The sequence below is a fragment of the Flavobacterium sp. genome (genome assembly GCF_031381455.1).
Lineage (GTDB): Bacteria > Bacteroidota > Bacteroidia > Flavobacteriales > Flavobacteriaceae > Flavobacterium.
Genome location: NZ_JANMXZ010000014.1, coordinates 46,933 through 66,754 on the forward strand (window position 1 = coordinate 46,933; position 19,822 = coordinate 66,754).

A 19,822-nucleotide genomic window follows, 5' to 3' on the forward strand; every position below is an offset into this window, starting at 1 on the left:
CTATAATACTTCTAAACTTAACAACATAAAATTTCGTAGATGATGAAATGAAAACAGTAAAACTCTTGTTGCTTCTTTTCCTTACAATGCCAAATATTTTTATGGCACAAAAGATTGATAATATGGCGTCATTCCGAGATATGAAAAGCACCAATTATTTCAGGTTTCATTACGATAATGATTACTTCACATCGACAGATAAAGAGTATACACAAGGCTATAATTTTGAATTGGTTTCTCCAAGATTAGCCAAAAATCCAGTTAACCATCTTTTTATCACTCCAAAAAACAGCGAATTCAAATACGGCCTTTCATTGGAACACATCGGTTTTACTGCTAATAATATCGCAAGTAACCAAATTCAGTTTTATGATCGTCCTTTTGCGGCTGCAATTATGCTGAAAAGTTTTTTAATTGCCACCGATACCATCAACAAATCTCGAATTATATCTTCTTTAAATCTTGGAATTATTGGTCCGGGGGCTTTTGGTGGTGATATGCAAACGGCAATTCATGAAGCAACTGGAAATACAATGCCCTTGGGCTGGTACAATCAAATTAAAAATGATGCTATAGTGAATTATGAAATTAGCTATGAAAAACAACTGCTCCGATTTAATGATTTTTTTACTGTTCAATATAATACTACTTTGCGAATAGGAACTTTGTTTACGAATGCTTCAGTTGGATTGAATGCTACTTTGGGGATTATCAATTCGCCTTTCACTACTTTAAAAAACAAAAGTAAATTCCAATTGTATTTGTATACACAACCACTTGTAAATTTGATTGGTTATGACGCCACACTTCAGGGCGGATTGTTTAATCACAAAAGTGTCTACACTATTAAAGAAAGTGACATAGAACGATTTACGTTTCAAAATAATTATGGAATTGTGCTTCAATACCGTTGGCTTTATTTGGAATATTCCCGAACACTTCTTACACGAGAATTCAGTTATGGAAGTCAATTTAAATGGGGCGGAATTCGGATTGGGTTTAAACTTTAAAATCTTTTCAACAATTAGCATTTCGCAATTCATATATCATAAATTAAATTTTACCTTTGCTCGCTTATTAAAATTACGATTATGATTTATAAATTCAGAGCAATTCTTGATGCCGAAGATGATATTTTCAGAGATATTGCTATTCAGGAAGAAGACACTTTAGAAGATTTACACAACGCTATCGTTAATGCTTTTGGTTTTGACGGATTAGAAGTTGCTTCGTTTTATACTTGTGATGACACCTGGAATCAAGAAGAGGAAATTCCGATGTTTGATACCGGCGATATTCCCGGCGAGCAAAAAACAATGAGCGATTATACCTTAAATCAATTGCTTGGCGAAGATCAAACTAAGATTATTTATGTATATGATTTTATCAATATGTGGACATTCCTTGTTGAACTTGCAGCAGTTGAAGAAGCTGAAGTTGGATTAACATATCCAAGTTTGTTGTTTACTCATGGTGAATTACCTGCTATCGCGCCTGAAAAAGAATTCGAGGCTGAAGGAGAAGATTTCTATTCTGAATTTGAAGACGATTTAGATGAAGATGATTTGGATGCTTTTGGTGGTGATGATAGTTTTGAAGATTTCGGATTTGAAGAGAATTGGAATTAAACTAAGTTGCTGAGTTGCTGAGTGACTAAGTAACTGAGTTTTTAGGTTTTTTCTTATGTTTGTACAAACTAAAAATGTACACCATGAAAACATTCAGAGACTTATTTATTTGGCAAAAAGCAATGGCTTTAGTAACAAACACTTATCAAATAACACAAAAATTTCCAAAGGAATAATTATTTGGTTTAACATCTCAAATTAGAAGAAGCGCAATATCACTCCCAAGTAATATTGCAGAAGGTTTTGGGAGAGATAGTAATAAAGAATTTTTCAGATTTATAAATATTGCCATCAGCTCTTTATTTGAATTTCAAACACAAATCGAGATTGCAAAAAATATTAATTACTTAAACGAAAACGAATTTAAAAATTTATATGAAGAAACTAGAGAGCTAGAAGCCATGATTGTTTCCTTTTCAAAAAAATTGAAATAAACTAAGCAACTCAGACACTCAGTTACTCAGCAACTAAAACTATGATCAACCTATTTAACACTCATATTGAGAGTTTATCAATACACCGAGTTGGAAACAAAAACAGAAATGAATCCCTATTTCTCTCGGTACAGCCTTATAATTTAAACGACGAAATTGTTCCTTTGCTTAAGGAATATTTCTTCAAATCGTTTCGCGAAAAAGAGGAGAACTATTTCCAGTTTGCCCACGAAGTTGATTTAGAATATAACGACATGTTCAATTTTGCAACTGAAATTTTCACGAATCCAAGTGATGTTCACGAAGTTTCAAAGAAGATTACAAACCATCTTTTTGAGCAATCCAATCATCCACACATTAAGAACGGCGAAGTTTATGTGGCGTATTTGACCAACTTAAACATCGATAACAATGTTGTTGATGCTATTGGTGTTTTCAAAAGTGAAATCATGTCTGACTTTATGCAGTTTGAAGAAAAAGGAAAATCACTTGAAATGATTCTGCAACAAGGAATTAATCTTAATAAATTGGATAAAGGTTGTTTAATTTTTAACTACAAAAAAGAAGAAGGCTATAAAATTTTAAGCATCGACAGCAATCGTTATGATACGCGTTATTGGTTGGAACATTTCCTTTCGGTTGATGCCTTTCAGGATGAAAATTTCATTACAAAGAAGTATTTAAAATTCTGTCAGGGATTTGCCAAAGATGTTGTTTTTCCAGCCGAAGACAAGAAAGAAGAAGTAATGTTTATGAATCGTTCGGTAAATTATTTTGCCAAAAACGATCAGTTTGAAGAAAGTAATTTCCTAAATGAAGTTTTGGATAATCCAGACTTAATTCCGGAATTCAAAAACTACAAAGTTGATAAAGGCGAAAAATACAGTATTGAAGATGTTACCACTTTCCCCATTGCAAATAGTGCTGTTTCTGATGCTCGAAAATCGATAAAAAATGTAATTAATTTGGACACCAATATCCAAATCAAACTCGATTTTATAAATCCTGAAAGTGCCGAAAAATATGTAGAAAAAGGTTGGGATGAAGAAAAACAAATGTATTACTACTTAGTATATTTCAATAAAGAACAGAAAAGTTAGTGTTGAGCCGGTAGGCAGGTTTTCAGTAGCAGTGAACAGTGCTCTTTTATATTACAAAATCCTCAATAGATAAACTATCGGGGTTTTTTTATAATTGTAAAACATAAATAAAACTAAGAATTATATAATTATCAGATTGTCAAAAGCTATTATATTTGCTTGATTCGAATTTGCTATGAAATACAAATACCTATTTTTCATTTTATTTTTCATATCTGCTTGCCTTCATGCGCAGGTAAAGGAAAAAAACAGCGGTAACGATTCGGTTAAAGTTTATAAAAACATAGAAAATTATTCCAAGAAAAATAAGTTCAATAAGTTAGTTTATCGCATGCTTTTCAAATCCAAAAGAAGCGAAACTAAATCTCAAAAAGGTGCCCGAAAGCGGTTTTTGATAAAAAAAACATTTGACAGAAACGAAGGCAAAATCATTCGGGAAATTATAATCGAAACTTTAGATCCTTTTGGATATGCTGTTGATAATTATAAAGATCAACCCGAAAAAGGATTTGAAAAATTTGGAAATGGTTTGCATTTAAAAACCAAAAATTGGACGATTCGAAATTTATTACTTTTCAAAAAAAATGAACCTTTAGATTCTCTTATTGCCAAAGAATCGGAGCGTTTAATCAGAAAGCAACGCTATGTTAGAAGCGTTATTATTAAACCTGTCGAAATTCCAAATAGCAAAGATTCTGTAGATATTTCTGTTCGTGTTTTAGATTCGTGGAGCTTGATTCCAAGTGGTTCGATTTCCGGTTCAAGAGGGAATTTTGATTTAACCGAAAGAAATTTTTTTGGCTTGGGTCATGAAATTGAAAATAATTTTACAAAAAGATTTGATGACGGAAAAAAAGCTTACGATGTTCGCTATACGATAAATAACATCAAAAATACTTTTATAAAAACGACCTTTGCTTATGAGAATGATTTGAATGATAATATAACCCGAAGCGCTCGAATTGAAAGACAATTTTTCTCTCCATTAACAAGGCTGGCTGGTGGTGCCTATTTTGAAAATAGATTTTATGTAGATTCACTTCCGGATGCAACCGGTGTTTTTGCAAATCAAATTTTCAAATTACAAACACAACAATATTGGGCTGGTCATTCTTTTAAAATATTTGGCGGAAAAAGTGAAGATTTCAGAACTACAAATCTTGTTACCACTTTAGGGTTTAAAAACGTAGCTTATTTCAATAAACCTGCATTACAGTATGATTCATCACAGTTTTTTGCTTCCGAAAAATTATATTTAGCTACCATTGGTGTCAATACCCAAAAATTTTCTGAAGACAAATATTTATTCAATTTTGGCATCATTGAAGATGTACCCTATGGCCAAGTTTATGCGATAACAGGTGGTTTTCAAGACAAGAATAATAGGAGAAGGACTTATTTTGGTGGACGATTTGCGTATGGTACTTATTTCCCCGTTGGTTATGCTGGAATTAATGTCGAATTAGGAAGTTTTTTCAATGGTGGCAATTCACAAGAAACGACTTTACGAATTGAGGCTAATTATTTTACCAATTTGCTTTCTATTGGCAGTTGGAGAGTAAGGCAATTTATTAAACCCACATTTGTAATGGGAAATCACAGAGTTCCAATTATAGCAGACAGAGTCACTATTTCTGAACAAAATGGGATTTCCGGCTTTAATAACCCTTTGATTAATGGAACGAAAAAACTTTTCACAACTTTTCAAACGCAAACGTATGTCCCAGGAAATTGGCATGGATTCCATTTTAGTCCATTCTTCAATATGACTTTAGGAATGCTTGGTGATGAAACCAATAAAATTCTTAATGATAAATTGTATTCCATTTTTAGTTTGGGCGTTTTGATAAATAACGACTATTTAGTATTTAATAGTTTCCAGATTTCATTCTCTTTCTACCCTTCAATTCCTTTTCAGGGAACCAATGTTTTTAAAACTAATACTTTTAAAAACGATGATTTATCCTTGCCTGATTTCCAAATTGGTGAGCCAATGATTGTTCCTTATAATTAATTTAGGTTTATAAATTGTAAGTATATTAATTACAAACTATGAAAATAGTGTAATTCATCGATTAATTTTGGCATTTCATCAGTAAATTGTTATGTTTATTTCACCAAACCAATACCTTAACTTCATGGAAACAAATTACATAACTGATGGAATGGTGAAAAAAAATTATCGCTGTTCCCTACTTGGACATCGCTTTGTAGAGACCAAAAAAGTAAACAACCATTTTAGTGAGTTTGAGTGTAAAACTTGTAAAATGCAGGTAACAAACGACATGAGAGGTCAAAAAATTACATTGACATCAAAACTTAAAGACATCAATGAAACGCTTTTTTATCTGAATTTAAAGAAACAATTTCTTTCCAAATTCTACTTTCGTAAAGACTCGTAACAAAATAAGGTTTTTATCGTCCTATTCAAAACTTTAAAAAAATAGTCGTTGGAATCTACCATACTTTCTATCAAAAATCTTCACAAACGTTACGGTAAAATTCACGCCGTAAATAACGTTTCTCTCGAAATACATAAAGGCAATGTCTATGGAATTCTTGGACCCAATGGTTCGGGAAAATCTACAACATTGGGAATTGTTTTAAATGTTGTCAACAAAACTTCTGGCGATTACAGTTGGTTTGACGGAAAAATGCAAACACATGAAGCGCTGAAAAAAGTGGGAGCCATTATTGAACGTCCGAATTTTTATCCATACATGACAGCCCAAGAAAATTTGGAATTGGTTTGTAAAATAAAAAACATTGATTATTCTAAAGTAAATGAAAAGCTAGAAATTGTCGGGCTGACAGATAGAAAAGATAGCAAATTCAAAACCTTTTCTTTGGGTATGAAACAACGATTAGCCATTGCTTCTGCCCTTTTAAATGACCCCGAAATTTTAATTCTCGATGAACCAACTAATGGTTTAGACCCACAAGGAATTCATCAAATTCGCGATATTATTCGTTTGATTGCTTCACAAGGAACAACTATTTTATTGGCGTCGCATTTATTAGATGAAGTCGAAAAAGTGTGCAGTCATGTTTTGGTTTTGCGATTTGGTAAAATCCTTTATAGCGGAACCGTTGATGGTATGAGTAATCAAGGTGGTTTTTTTGAATTGCAAGCAGATAGTAATTCTAAACTTATAGAAACACTAAAAAATCATCCCGAAGTTGAAAAAATTTCGGAAGCAGAAGGAAAAGTAATTGTTCATTTTAAAACGCAATTTGATGCTTCCCTTTTGAATCGCTATTTGGCAGAAAAAGGAATTTACCTCAACCATTTGGTGTTTAAAAAAATGAGCTTAGAAGAACAATTTCTTGAATTAACAAAAAACTAATATGAAAAGATTACTCGCCATAGAATTACAAAAAATCTGGAAAAATCGCGCCAGCAGAGTATTAACAATAAGCTATTTTGTGATACTGTCGTTTATTGCATTGATAGCTTCCATTAATATAAATATTGGAAATTTTCAATTGCATTTTGCCGAAATGGGGATTTTTAACTTCCCATTTATTTGGCATTTTAACACCTATATCGCTGCAATTCTTAAATTCTTTTTGGCCATTGTAATCGTCTCGATGATGGCTAATGAATACAGTTATGGAACATTAAAACAAAACCTCATTGACGGAATGAGTAAGAAAGAATTCGTACTTTCTAAATTCCTGACCGTTGTTCTTTTTGCTTTTGTTTCTACTGTTTTTGTTTTTGTAATGTCATTGATTTTAGGCTTTAGCTTTTCATCTTATACCGAGTTAGGCATTGTCTTTTCTGACATGGACTATTTACTAGGTTACTTTGTTAAGTTGGTCGGATTTTTTTCTTTTTGTTTGTTTTTGGGAGTTTTGGTAAAACGTTCCGCTTTTGCAATAGGATTCCTTTTTGTCTGGAATATTATAGAAGGTATCGCTAACGGAATTTTAACGTTTAAAATTTTTCCAAAAAGTGATACCGCGTCACAAATCACTCGATTCTTTCCATTAGAATCAATGAGTAATTTAATTGTGGAACCGTTTACACGATTGAGTGTTATAAAAAATATTCAAACTGCGGTTGGTGATACAAATGTCAAAGATTATGATGTCCATTTTTCTTCCATTCTAATCGTTTTGGTTTGGACAGCTTTATTTGTTTTCTTATCCCATAAAATCATCAAAAAGAGAGATTTATAGTTCAATCATCAATCAATTCTTAAAGAAAACATAAATAGACCAAGTTCTCTTTATGTTTTCTTATTTATTTGCTAATTTTAGCGAATGAAAATGAAGTTACTCTATTTACTTTTTGTTTTGCTTTTTTCGTTGAATTGTCTGTCACAATTTAGTAAAACCCATTATATTCCGGCTCTTTCCTGTTCAGCAAGTGTAACTCCTGATGAACAATTTTTATACATCTCAACACCAAACGTAAATCCAGTCAATTTTAGGATCATTGAACTTGGAGGTACTGTAATCACAGGATCTGTTTCTAGAGATGTTCCTTATGTGTATAGTGTTGGTTTTGGAAGTAGTACTCAATTAAGTGTCGATACCAGTTTGGTAAGTTCCATTTTAAACAATAAAGGATATATTGTTGAAGCTGATGACTTAGTCTATGTCTCGGCCAGAGTTACCGACGTAACCGGTAATCAAGCCGGAGAATTAGTATCAAAAGGTTTGGCTTCACTAGGACTTCGCTTTCGAATTGGAGCTTTTGAAAATAATTTGGTTACAAATTATATAGATATTCATTATACTTTTGTTTCTGTTTTAGCAACAGAGAATAACACAACTGTCAATTTTAGTGGAATTAGAACTGGAGTGGAATTAGTTAATAGCGGAACAGGAAGCAACCCTTATAGCATCGTTTTAAATAGAGGTGAAAGTTATGTCATGGCAGTTCAAGGACCAACTCCAGCCAATAGGAATGGGTTAATTGGTTCTTTAGTATTAGCAGACAAGCCAATTGCGGTAAACTGCGGTTCGTTTGGAGGTAGCAATGCCGTAGGGAATCTTGATTTGGGTTTTGATCAAATAGTTCCTGCAGAACGATTGACTACGAACGATTATATTTTTATAAAAAGTACTGGAATTGACGCTGTAGAAAAAATACTTTTGGTCGCTGATGAAGACACCCAAATAACATTAAACGGTTCTGCACCGGTTTATAACATACTTGCCGGTGAATATTTAGCATTAACCGGAGCAGATTATTCAGCCAATGGAAACTTATTTGTTAGTTCAACTAATAAAATTTTTGCCTATCAAAGCGTTGGTGATGATGGTGCTATAGATCAAAGAAATCAAGAACTCTTTTTTGTACCACCATTAAGTTGTCAAACCCCAAGGGTAATTGACAATATTCCATTTATTGATTTTATTGGCACTCGTCAATTTACCGGAAGAGTAACCTTAGTTACAACTACGGCTGCTACACTCAATTTTATCATCAATGGTACAAACTATAATTTGGCAAGCTTAGCTGGAATTGGAGTAACAGTAGATGGGCCATTATCCGTAACTGGAAATCCAAATTATGAAACCTATGTGATGACTGGTTTAAGTGGTAATGTTTCTGTTTATTCCACTGGCGAATTGTATTTAGCGGCTTATGGTTCTGAACAAGCTGCAACCTTTGGAGGGTATTATTCCGGTTTTACTTTCAAACCCGAAATATCCTTTAACGAAGTTGATATAACACAATTGGGTTGTATCCCAAACTCTGTATTAAGTGTAAATTCACTCAGCCCTTTTGATGTCTTTCAATGGTATTTTAACGGAAGTCTAATTCCTGGCGCTACGAATAATACGTACCAACCTTTGAATGCTCCGACAGGTTTAGGTCCAGGATATTATTATGTTTCAGCAACTATTGCTGGTTGCACCACTCCGAAAGATTCAGACAACATACCCGTAAGCTCTTGTCCAAATGATAGTGATAATGATGGTGTAAATGATAATGTTGACCTTGACAATGACAATGACGGAATTACCAATTGCAATGAATCATTTGGTGATCAAAATTTCAATCTGACCAATACAACCGCTGGAGCAATTGTGGCTGGGAGCACTTATAGTAATCCTTATACTGGAGCAATTGCTTTTTCAGGAACAGCAATACCTTCTACTACTCCAATTGTTGGTGACGCTACTGGAAATTTTGTAACAGAAGCAGCACTAGGGAAAGACAATTCCGTGAGTTATACCGTTTCAAATTTCACCTCGCCAATAAGTTTAGCGATTGAATATACCACTGTCGCCAATCCTAGTGATTTATTTACTTCTTCAACAGAAATCAGAATAACATGTCCCGTAAATAAAACATTGACTGTTTTAAATCCGATTAATGAACTATTGATTGACACCAATTATGATGGGATTTTTGAAAGCGGCATCACACAATATTCTTCTTTTGAAATCCGATTCCGATTGAATAGCAGTATTTCATTAGCCGCTGGAACTGGACTATTTTCAGTCAGAGGAAATTTGATAAATTCGATTATTATAACCAACATTAATCTATCAGACTCAGCCACGAGTAGAGTTGGGTTACGTTTAATTGCAACCTGTATACCAAAAGATTCAGATTTAGATGGAGTTGCTGACCAAAACGATTATGATAGCGATAATGATTCTATTACAGATTTATACGAAGCTCAAGCACAAAGCAGTATAACGCTTTCGAATATTGATGTTAATGGTGACGGAATTGATGATATTTTTGGTAGTGGAATTGTTCCCGCTGACACTGATACCGATGGAGTTACGAATTATTTAGATTTAGATTCAGACAACGATGGAATTCACGATTTAGACGAAGGCGGTTTTAATGTCACTGATGCTGATAGCAATGGGGTAATAGACGGTGGAAATTTTGGTGCGAACGGATTATTTAATCCATTAGAAACTGCTGCCGATAGTGGAATTTTAAAACCTATTTATGTTCTTGCCGACACAGATGCGGACGGGATTTACAATGCTATACAATTAGACAGCGACAACGATTTATGTAATGACGTAATCGAAGCGGGTTATTTAGATAGCAATCTCGATGGGTTATTGGGAGGAACAACGCCTCCGACTGTTAATTCCAACAACGGACTAGTAACAAGCGGAATCGGCTATGGAAATCCAAATCCGGATTATATAACTGCTGCACCAATAATCATTAATACACAACCCCAAAGTAGTACTGCATGCGAGCTCCAAAGTGTCACTTTTACCATCACTAGCAATGTGGTAAACACGTATCAATGGCAATTATCAACAGATAGCGGAGCAACTTGGTCGCTGATTTTTAACAATGCTACTTACTCTGGCGCTGGAACCAATGCATTAACCGTTTCGAATGTAACACCATCAATGGTTGGTTATCAGTATCGTGTATATTTAATCAAAAACGGAAATGCTTGTGGATTATATTCGTCTGCAGCAACACTTACGACTTATCCTTTACCCGTTATTACAACGCCAATCACATTAAAACAATGTGATGATGATACTGATGGTATTTCAACTTTCAATCTGACACAAAAAAATGATGTCATTTCGACTAATTATCTGATTGAAACTTTTACTTATTATACCACACTAGCAGCTGCTACTACGCAAAACAATACTTTTTTGATTGCTAATCCAATTGCGTACACTTCTGGAAGTGCAAGTGTTTATACGCGAGTTGAAAATAGCAACGGTTGTTTTAGAGTAGCCCGAATTGATTTACTCGTATCGGTAACCCAAATTCCGGCAAGCTATGTCATACCAAATCAATATTTATGTGATGATTATCTAGATGCCGTTAATGATGACAGAGACGGAATCTCCGGACCGTATAATTTCACCAGCATTACCAATAATTTACTTGGGTTTCTGCCTGGACCAAGTGCTAATTACAGTATAAAATATTATAAAACCGAAGCCGATTTCCTTGCCGAAACCGATGCTTTAGGAAATTCATTGGAAATAACAAATACTTCAACTTATCGAAACATCGGCTTCCCAAATACACAAACAATTTGGGTTCGTGTTGAAAGTACTTTAGACAATTCTTGCTATGGATTTAAAACATTCGATGTTGTTGTAGAAGCTTTGCCAACAGCAAATACTATAAATGCTCTGAATCTTCTTCGTCATTGTGATGACAATCAAGATGGGATTTATGGCTTTGATACTTCGACAATTCAAGCTGCTGTTTTGAATGGACAAACTGGTGTAAATGTGAAATATTTCAGAGCTAGCGGCACCCAACTTTCAACTCCTTTACCAAATCCATTCTACGTAAACGGTTCGGAAACTATTACAATTAAAGTAGAAAACAATAATACACAAACCGGAGGACAACCTTGTTTTGATGATGAAACGTTACAATTCATCGTGGATGATTTGCCAGAAGCATTTGCCATATATTCAAATCTAACGTCAATATGTGATGAAGAAGGTAATCCTGTTGACCAAAATGGAATGCACGATTTTGACACTTCCACATTTCAATCAACCCTACTTGGAAGTCAAACTGGAGTAAATATCTATTATTTTGACCAAAACAATAATCCGTTGCCAAATCCGTTACCAAATCCATTTACAACAGGAACACAAAATATAAAAGTCATTGTTGAAAATCCGATTAATACAACATGTACGGCTCAGCTAACAATACCTTTTATTGTTTATCCAACGCCAAAAATCGATTTAGAGGAAGACATTATCATCTGTTTGCCGGCAACACAAGCTTTGATTGATGCCGGAATTCTCGATGGGTCACCAACATCTGACTATCAGTTTCAATGGTATACCAATAATGTTTCGAATGGTATTACAAGTCCAACTTTATTAGTAACTACACCTGGGATTTATAGTGTTGATGTTACCAATGCTTTTGGTTGCACCAAAACCAGAGTAATCACAGTTACCGGTTCTGAAATAGCTACTATTGAATCGATAGATGTGGTAGATTTGGCAGATATCAATACAATAACCATTAATGTTAGCCCTACAAGTTTAGGTGCTTATGAATTTGCTCTTGATGATGTCAACGGACCTTATCGCGACAGCAATTACTTTGAAAATGTACCAATGGGACTTCACGAAGTTTATATTCGGGACAAAAACGGCTGTGGTTCGGTTGGTCCAATTACGGTTGCTGTGCTTGGAATTCCACATTATTTCACACCAAATGGCGATGGCTATAACGACTATTGGAATGTAAAAGGTGTTAGTGCACAATTCAATTATCGCTCAACGATTTACATATTTGACCGTTTCGGAAAATTGTTGAAACAAATTGGCACAACCGGTTTAGGTTGGGATGGAACATTCAACGGACAACCAATGCCTGGTGATGATTATTGGTACAATATCGAATTTGAAGATGGACGAAGTGCTAAAGGACATTTTACTTTAAAAAGATAATGTAACTTTGCTCTCTGAAAAATACCACAATGTTTTTTAAAAAAATTCTTCTCTTACTTTTACTGATGTATGGTGTAGCTTCTGCTCAATACATTTCTACAGATGAAACATATACTCCGCTTCAGCTAATAGAAAATATCCTGATAAATTCGGGTTGTGCGTCTGTTTCCAATGTTTCGGTGTCAGGTGGTAATTTTGCTACAGGCGAAAATAGCTGGGGATATTTTAATGCTAACGGTTCAACTTTTCCATTTGCAGAAGGCGTAATTCTCAGTACCGGAAAAATTATCGATGCACAAGGTCCAAATACTTTTATTTCTGATGACGGAAACGGTATGGGTTGGACTGGCGACACCGATTTGAATACGGCATTAGACATCTCGAATTCAATAAATGCAACCTATTTGGAATTTGATTTTATCCCAGTGGGAAACCAGATTAGTTTTGATTATATTTTTGCCTCGGAAGAATATCATGACAATGCAACCTGCACTTATTCTGATGGGTTTGCCTTTCTGTTAAAGGAAGTTGGAAGCCCAAACTATCAAAATCTGGCTTTAATTCCCAATACAACCATTCCTGTCAAGGTAACAAGTGTACATCCTGATATTCCGGGTTTTTGTGCCGCACAAAACGAACAGTATTTTGATGCTTTTAATCCAACCGAATATCCCACTAATTTCAACGGACAAACCAAAGTATTAACAGCCAAATCAACCGTAATTCCTAGCCGTCAATATCATATAAAACTGGTCATTGCTGATGAAGGAAACTACAGATACGATTCGGCAATTTTCTTAAAGGGAAGTAGTTTTTCTTTTGGCGTTGATTTGGGACCGGACAGAACATTTGCAAATAATAATACGGTTTGTCCAAATGAAAGTTTGACTTTAAACGGAACAGCACCCGGAGCTTTGAGTTACCAATGGAACTTCAACACGAATCCAATTCCGGGGCAAAATGCCGCGACATTGCCTTTTAATCCACCCTATACGAGTGTCCAAAACGGAAACTATTCCCTTACTACAACGTATTCCCCAACCTGTACGACTGTGAGCGATATTGATTTAGATTTTGCACCACAGCTTATAGTTGATAAGGATACCTATACTTTTTGTGATGCAGATGCTGTACAAGATGGAATTACCACTGTTACGCTGAGCGATTTAGTTCCAACACTATTTTTGAATCTTCCGGCAAGTTATCAGGTGAGTTTTTATAATAGTCCGACAAGTACAACTGCTTTGGCGAATTCTTTTCAGCTAACGACTCCTTTTCAGCAGGTAATCTATGCCAAAATTAACAATAATAATTGCTACACTCCAATTCCTGTTACCATAAATATCAATGTTTTTACTGCTACTATTGCCGATGAGACTGTCGGAATGTGCAACAACAATCAGGAAACATTAACAGCTGATGCAGGGTATTCATCTTATACCTGGAGTACTACCGAAATCACACAATCTATTCAGGTTTCATCTCCAGCTATCTATACTGTGACTATTGAAAATGCTGATGGCTGCAGCAAAGTAAAAACTTTTACTGTTATCGGTTCAGAAATCGCGACTATCGATAACATTATCGTACACGATTTTAATGAAAATAATTGGGTTGAAATTAATCCGTCAGGTAATGGAAATTATGAATATTCAATTGATGAGATTAATTTTCAGGATAGTCCTGTATTCTATAATTTAAGCGGTTTGGTTTATACTGCTTATGTTCGTGACAAAAATGGATGCGGAACAGTTTCTCAGGAATTTTACCTGATACAGATTCCGCAATATTTCACTCCAAATGGGGATGGATATAATGATTATTGGAATATAAAAGACATCAATCCTTTATCGAATAATTCTGGTGCCATTATTTATATTTATGACCGTTTTGGAAAATTATTAAAACAAATTAGCGCAACTGGATTGGGATGGAATGGAAAGTTTAACGAAAAGACATTGCCCGCTGATGATTATTGGTTCACTATTCAATTAGAAGACGGCAGAAGTACTAGAGGACATTTTACTTTAAAACGATAATATAATCATGAAAATAGCTGGTTTTTTTTTACTTATCGGAATAGTTTCTTCGGCGCAGGAAATAAAAGTTTCTTCGGGAAGAATTGAGCGATTCCTGAACTTCAAATCAGACTATGTTGATGCTAGAAATATTGATGTTTGGTTGCCTAATGGCTATTCTAATAAAGAAAAATATGCCGTTTTGTATATGCATGATGGGCAAATGTTATACGATGCAGAAACTTCCTGGAACAAACAAGTATGGGAAGTGGATGAAGTAGCCGGAAAATTAATTGCAGAAAACAAAACAAGGAAATTCATCGTAGTAGGCATTTGGAACAATCGATTAAAAAGACATCCAGAATATTTTCCTCAAAAAGCCTACGAAAAGCTTACAACCGAACAAAAAGAGTTTGTTTCCAATCAATTACTGTTGAAAAAGAAGATTGACCAAACTTTTCATCCGGTTTCAGATAGTTATCTCAAATTTATTGTAACCGAATTAAAGCCTTTTATCGATAGACAGTTTTCAACCAAAACAGATAGAAAGAATACATTTATCGCAGGTTCGAGTATGGGTGGCTTAATTTCGATGTACGCCATTTGTGAGTATCCAGATGTTTTTGGTGGTGCTGCCTGTTTATCTACACATTGGACGGGAATTTACCAATTGAAGAATAATCCAATTCCGGAAACATTTTATACTTACCTGAAACAAAATCTTCCAAACCCAAAAAAGCATAAAATCTACTTTGACCATGGGGATAAAACCCTCGACTCCTTATATCCTACTCTTCAAAAAGAAGTAGATAAAATAATGAAGCAAAAAGGATTTTGTACTAAAAACTGGATTACTAAATACTTTCCTGGAAAAGACCATTCCGAAAAAGCATGGCATGAACGATTTCATATTCCGCTAGAATTCTTGTTGAAGGAATAGCCCTAGCCCGGATTGCAGTGGCATCCTTTTTTGTTTTATTGATAAGCCCTTCTCCCGAAACTTCGGGAGTGCTCAGGGTGACAAACAAAAAAGATAGAACGGAAAGCCGGAAACAGCTCATAAAAAAATCCCTAACTCACGAATTGGAATTTGGGATTTTAACTATTGTAATTTAAAAAGATTTATATTTTATTACGTTTTCTATCGTTTTCTGTTAAGTAGATTTTACGCAAACGAATAGATTTTGGCGTAACCTCAACATATTCATCTTTTTGAATGTATTCCAACGCTTCTTCTAATGAGAAAATAATCGGTGGAATAATTCTAGCTTTTTCATCATTTCCTGATGAACGAACGTTGGATTGTTTCTTCGCTTTGGTAACGTTGATACTCATATCATCGCTACGCGAGTTTTCCCCAATAACCTGACCTTCGTAGATTTCATCATTAGGATTAACGAAGAATTTACCACGATCTTGTAATTTATCGATAGAATATGGAATTGCTTTTCCGTTTTCCATAGAGATTAAGGAACCGTTATTACGTCCTGGAATTTCACCTTTGAATGGTTCATATCCAATATAACGGTGAGACATAATCGCTTCTCCTGCAGTAGCTGTAAGCAATAGATTTCTCAATCCGATAATTCCACGTGATGGAATATTGAATTTCACAATCATACGTTCCCCTTTAGCTTCCATGCTCAACATTTCACCTTTACGAATAGAAACAAATTCTACTGCTCTTCCTGATAAATGGTCTGGTAAGTCGATTGTTAACTCTTCAATTGGCTCACATTTTTTACCATCAATTTCTTTGATGATAACCTGTGGTTGTCCAATTTGCAATTCGTAACCTTCTCTTCTCATGGTTTCTATCAGCACCGATAAGTGAAGAACGCCACGTCCGAAAACCATGAATTTATCAGCTGAATCCGTTTCACCCATTTTCATCGCCAGGTTTTTCTCTAACTCTTTAGTCAAACGATCTCTGATGTGTCTTGAAGTCACAAATTTTCCTTCTTTACCAAAGAATGGAGAATCGTTAATAGTGAATAACATACTCATTGTTGGCTCATCGATGGCAATGGTTTGCAAAGCTTCTGGGTTTTCGAAGTCGGCAACTGTATCACCAATTTCAAAACCTTCAATTCCAACAATAGCACAAATATCTCCGGCAATTACGCTTTCTACTTTTTTACGTCCAAGACCTTCAAAAGTGTGTAATTCCTTAATTCTTGATTTTATGATTTTACCATCTCTTTTTACCAAAGAAATTGGCATCCCTTCTTTTAATTCACCTCTTTCCAAACGACCAATCGCGATACGACCGGTAAATGAAGAGAAATCTAAAGATGTAATCAACATTTGAGGTGTTCCTGTAGAAACTTTTGGAGCCGGAACATGCTCAATAACCATATCTAATAATGGTTCGATGTTTGTAGTCATATTTCTGAAGTCATCTGACATCCAGTTATTTTTAGCCGAACCATAAACGGTAGGGAAATCCAACTGCCATTCTTCTGCACCTAATTCAAACATCAAATCGAAAACTGTTTCGTGAACTTCTTCAGGAGTACAATTTTCTTTATCTACTTTATTGATAACCACGCAAGGCTTCAAACCTAAGTCGATTGCTTTTTGCAATACGAAACGCGTTTGTGGCATTGGCCCTTCAAAAGCATCTACTAAAAGACAAACGCCGTCAGCCATGTTCAATACACGTTCCACTTCACCACCAAAATCGGCGTGACCAGGAGTATCGATAATATTTATTTTGGTTCCTTTATATACAACCGAAACGTTTTTAGAAGTAATTGTAATTCCTCTTTCTCGCTCTAAATCGTTATTATCAAGAATTAAATCACCCGTGTTTTCGTTTTCACGAAATAACTGACAATGATACATGATTTTGTCAACCAAAGTAGTCTTACCGTGATCAACGTGAGCAATAATAGCAATGTTTCTAATAGATTCCATCTGTGTTTTTTTTCAAGGTGCAAAGGTACACTTTATTTTTAGATAAAAAACCAATAAACAATTAGTTTACTTTTTAATAAAAGTGGAAGTTGGGTTTATAAAATCCTTAATAAGTTTTCGGTTTAATTCTAAAACTTATTTGAAAATCTATATATTTGAGGTAATGAAAAATAATTCAAACAAAATTACATTAATTTACGTCCTTATTTTAATGTTTATGGCGATAATTGGACATAAATTATTTGTCTTTTATTTTCCTGAATCGGCAAACGAATCACTACTCAAATATAGTTATGCCAAAGATTTACTTTACATAGTTTTTTCTGGGTTAATTCTAAAATTCATTTTGTATCAGAATGAAGTAAGAAACAAATCGGTTTTCGAAAAATCACAGCTCACCAATATTGAAATCAAAGAATCGAACGAGCGATATGATATTGTAGCCAAAGCAACCAGCGACACCATTTGGGATTGGAAAATAGAAGATGATAGTTTTCTTTGGAATAAAGGGATTCAAGGTGTTTTTGGATACAAAAAAGAAGATGTGGGTAAAACCTCAAAATGGTGGTTTGATAGAATTCACCCTGAAGACAGTTTAAAAATGTCGGTCAAACTGTATTCTTTTCTAGAACAAAAAACGGAGAAATGGCAGGATGAATACCGTTTTCAATGTGCAGATGGTAGTTATAAGTATGTTTTTGATAGAGGATTTTTGGTTAAAGATGCCAGTGGAAAACCTATCAGAATGATTGGAGCTATTCAGGACGTTACCAAACAAAAGGAAGAAGAACAACGACTTCGACTCCTCGAAACGGTAATTACACAAACCAAAGATGCCGTTATGATTACGGATATTGATACTTCAAAAAGTGCTATACCAAATATTATATTCGTCAATTCCGCTTTTACTGATATGACTGGTTATCCGGCAGAGGAAGTTATTGGAAAATCGCCTGAAATGTTCTTTGGAAAAAAATCAGATATTTTAGAATTTGATAAACTCAAAACAGCAATTCAGAAATACAAAGAATGTTTTATTGAAACTATAAGTTACAAAAAGAATAATGAAGAATTTTGGGTTAATTTCTCGATGATTCCTGTAACCGATAAAGATGGTGAACATTCGCACTGGATTTCAATTCAAAGAGATGTTACAGAAGAGAAAGAAAAGGTAAAAGAAAGAGAACAGCTTATCAGGGAATTGACTCAAAACAATAAGGATTTAAAACAGTTCTCCTATATCACTTCGCATAATTTGAGAGCGCCTTTATCCAATTTAACCGGATTGCTAAATCTTATTGAAGATATTACTATTGAAGATCCTGAATTAAAAGAAATAATCAATGGGTTTTCAAAATCGACGCATTTGCTAAATGAAACAATAAATGATTTAGTGAAGGTAATTATCATCAAAGACAATCCTTCAATACAAAAAGAAAAAGTATTGATTAAAGATGTTTTCGAAAATGTTTTTAATCAATTGAGTTTCTTGATCAGTGTCAACAAACCAATATTGAAAATTGATTTAGAAGACGTAACTATTTTAGACATAAACAAGTCGTATTTAGAAAGTATTTTTCTAAATTTACTAACGAATGCTATAAAGTATCGTGACCCGAATAGACAATTAAGAGTTACTATTGCAACAAATGTTGTAGACGATAATTTAATTATAACATTCAAAGACAACGGAATAGGTATAGATTTAGAAAAGAATATGGATAAGATTTTTGGGCTTTACCAACGATTCCACAATTACCCAGATAGTAAAGGATTGGGACTATATCTAGTTAAATCCCAAGTAGAAAGTATGGGTGGAACTATTTCAGTCGCCAGTACTGTTGGAAAAGGAACTACTTTTACAATTGTTTTCAAGTATATTAAGTAATATTTATGTTAGATAAAATACTCTGTGTAGATGATGATCCAATTACACTCATGCTTTGTAAAAAAGTTGTTGAGAGGGTTGAATTTGCCAAAGAAATAATTACGGCTAAGAATGGTGAAGAAGCAATTCAATACTTTGATAAGTTATTTGAAGAAAGAAAAGTTAACGATTCAATTGAGTATCCAAAGTTGGTGCTTTTAGATTTAAACATGCCCGTAATGGATGGGTGGGAATTTTTGGAAACATACATGCGTAAGGAATATCATGAAGTATTTATTTCAACCCGATTCATTGTTCTTTCTTCCTCTATTGATCCTTATGACATCAATAGATCTAAGACTTATCCTGTTATAGGTTTTTTATCAAAACCAATAACAAAAGAAATGTTAGAAAATTTAAAAAATCAATTTCCATAAAAAAAGTCCCGAATCGGGAC

13 protein-coding genes and 1 pseudogene are annotated in these 19,822 nt (G+C 34.2%); 13 read left to right on the forward strand and 1 reads right to left on the reverse strand.

The window, feature by feature from the left end:
* Nucleotides 1-47: 47 nt before the first annotated feature.
* The 11 genes and pseudogenes from RMN97_RS04645 to RMN97_RS04700 all read left to right on the forward strand — a co-directional run bounded on the left by RMN97_RS04645 (nt 48) and on the right by RMN97_RS04700 (nt 15,519).
* A complete protein-coding gene (locus tag RMN97_RS04645) occupies nt 48-1,010 on the forward strand; it encodes a lipid A deacylase LpxR family protein (protein ID WP_409024875.1) in 963 nt (320 codons plus the stop codon).
* Between the two features lie 81 nt (nt 1,011-1,091).
* Entirely contained in the window at nt 1,092-1,628 is a 537-nt protein-coding gene (locus RMN97_RS04650; protein ID WP_309613363.1) for an IS1096 element passenger TnpR family protein, read from the forward strand.
* Between the two features lie 83 nt (nt 1,629-1,711).
* A pseudogene (locus tag RMN97_RS04660) lies at nt 1,712-2,062 on the forward strand (four helix bundle protein).
* 41 nt (nt 2,063-2,103) lie between these two features.
* Nucleotides 2,104-3,162: a nucleoid-associated protein gene (locus RMN97_RS04665; RefSeq protein ID WP_309613365.1), complete on the forward strand. Its 1,059-nt coding sequence runs from the start codon at nt 2,104-2,106 to the stop codon at nt 3,160-3,162.
* Between the two features lie 331 nt (nt 3,163-3,493).
* Nucleotides 3,494-5,176, forward strand: a complete 1,683-nt coding sequence (locus RMN97_RS04670) for a hypothetical protein (RefSeq protein WP_309613366.1) — start codon at nt 3,494-3,496, stop codon at nt 5,174-5,176.
* A 124-nt stretch (nt 5,177-5,300) separates the two neighbouring features.
* On the forward strand, nt 5,301-5,564 hold the full coding sequence (locus RMN97_RS04675) for a hypothetical protein (RefSeq protein WP_309613367.1): 264 nt from the start codon (nt 5,301-5,303) through the stop codon (nt 5,562-5,564).
* A 48-nt stretch (nt 5,565-5,612) separates the two neighbouring features.
* Nucleotides 5,613-6,509 carry an ATP-binding cassette domain-containing protein gene (locus tag RMN97_RS04680; protein WP_309613368.1) on the forward strand — a complete coding sequence of 299 codons (897 nt, stop codon included), beginning with the start codon at nt 5,613-5,615 and terminating at the stop codon, nt 6,507-6,509.
* A gap of 1 nt (nt 6,510) precedes the next feature.
* Nucleotides 6,511-7,347, forward strand: a complete 837-nt coding sequence (locus RMN97_RS04685) for an ABC transporter permease (RefSeq protein ID WP_309613369.1) — start codon at nt 6,511-6,513, stop codon at nt 7,345-7,347.
* 84 nt (nt 7,348-7,431) lie between these two features.
* A complete protein-coding gene (locus tag RMN97_RS04690; RefSeq protein WP_309613370.1) occupies nt 7,432-12,561 on the forward strand; it encodes a T9SS type B sorting domain-containing protein in 5,130 nt (1,709 codons plus the stop codon).
* Nucleotides 12,562-12,590: 29 nt separating this feature from the next.
* Nucleotides 12,591-14,600: a choice-of-anchor L domain-containing protein gene (locus RMN97_RS04695; protein ID WP_309613371.1), complete on the forward strand. Its 2,010-nt coding sequence runs from the start codon at nt 12,591-12,593 to the stop codon at nt 14,598-14,600.
* A gap of 7 nt (nt 14,601-14,607) precedes the next feature.
* The gene (locus RMN97_RS04700) at nt 14,608-15,519 is read left to right on the forward strand and encodes an alpha/beta hydrolase-fold protein (RefSeq protein WP_309613372.1); all 912 of its coding nucleotides are present in this window, start codon (nt 14,608-14,610) and stop codon (nt 15,517-15,519) included.
* Nucleotides 15,520-15,701: 182 nt separating this feature from the next.
* On the opposite strand, the gene typA is transcribed toward RMN97_RS04700, so the two are convergent.
* The gene (gene typA / locus RMN97_RS04705) at nt 15,702-17,498 is read right to left on the reverse strand and encodes a translational GTPase TypA (RefSeq protein WP_309613373.1); all 1,797 of its coding nucleotides are present in this window, start codon (nt 17,496-17,498) and stop codon (nt 15,702-15,704) included.
* A 163-nt stretch (nt 17,499-17,661) separates the two neighbouring features.
* Between typA and RMN97_RS04710 the strand changes: the two genes are divergently transcribed.
* On the forward strand, nt 17,662-19,386 hold the full coding sequence (locus RMN97_RS04710; protein ID WP_309613374.1) for a PAS domain-containing protein: 1,725 nt from the start codon (nt 17,662-17,664) through the stop codon (nt 19,384-19,386).
* Between the two features lie 5 nt (nt 19,387-19,391).
* The gene (locus tag RMN97_RS04715; protein WP_309613375.1) at nt 19,392-19,802 is read left to right on the forward strand and encodes a response regulator; all 411 of its coding nucleotides are present in this window, start codon (nt 19,392-19,394) and stop codon (nt 19,800-19,802) included.
* Nucleotides 19,803-19,822 lie beyond the last annotated feature (20 nt).